Here is a 1,048-nt window from a genome sequence, read left to right as displayed (position 1 = left end):
GGTTCGACGACCGGCGGCGGCGGGGGCAGCGCGGGCGCGGGCGTCGGGGTCACCGTCAGCGAATCGGGGCGGGCGTCGGAGATCGGTGGCGGCGGGGTGGTGTCGCTACCGCGCAGCATCACCGAGACCGCGACGCCGCCGAGCAGCAGCCCGATCAGCGCGGCGGCGGCGATCAGCAGCGGCGTCCGGCTGCGCTGGGGTTCCTGCGGTTCCACCGCGACGACCGGCAGCGCCGAGGTCGGGGTGGCCAGCGCCTTCGTCGGCTGCGCCGTCACCGGCATCGCCGCCGAATAGGCCTGCGCGGTCGCCGCCGGCCGGGCGAGCGCGGGGATCACGTCGGTGACGACGAGGGAGTTCTCGGTGACGATCGGATCGGGCGGCGTCGCGCCCGCAGGCGTCGCCAGCACCGCGACCAGCGCGGCCTCCGCGGCCGACGTCGCGAACGAGCGGCCGGGATCGATGCCGTCGGCGGGCGGGGGTAGTTCGTCCTCGCCCAGCAGCGCCACCGACTTCAGGCCCAGATAGTCCAGTGCCTCGCGCACGCCGCGCACCACCTCGGGCGTCCACTGCGCCGGATGCGTCGCGTAGAACTCGGCCGGGCCGCTGAGGTGCTCGGTGGTGAGGTCGATCAGGCAGAACATCGCGGTCGCCAGCAGGTCCTCGGCGCGGTAGGCCTCGCCGCCGTCGACATCGATGCCCGCCGGGTCGCCGATCGCGCGCACGAAACCGGCGATCGAGTGCGCGTGCCCGGTGGGAGCCGGTCCGCCGAGCGCGGCGTCGCCCTCGTCGGACATGTGCAGCAGTGCGTCGCGTTCGACGAGCCGCACCGTGCCGTCCTCGGTGACCACCGCCGCGATGCACTCGTCATCGGCGATGCGCAGGCCGACCCCAGTGGCCATCCGGTTTACCTCGCTTCGGGCGACGACGACAGGCCGCGTCGTGTTACACAAGCAGCCTCCTCGATCTGCTCGACGATCCGCTCGTAGGCGCGGACCGGAGCCACCGGTTCGAACTTCATCTTGACCTCGGTGTCTGCCGGATGCGAGTC

Annotated in this window: 1 pseudogene; it reads right to left on the bottom strand. The window is 73.3% G+C overall.

Going from position 1 to position 1,048, the window contains the following annotated elements:
- Positions 1–899 (bottom strand): annotated as a pseudogene (locus ACWDNU_RS46990) (hypothetical protein); the annotation flags it as partial.
- Between the last annotated feature and the right edge of the window lie 149 nt (positions 900–1,048).

Source organism: Amycolatopsis sp. NPDC003676 (assembly GCF_053587275.1).
Note: the sequence above shows the minus strand (reverse complement) of the source record. Positions and strands in the feature narration are given on the sequence as shown.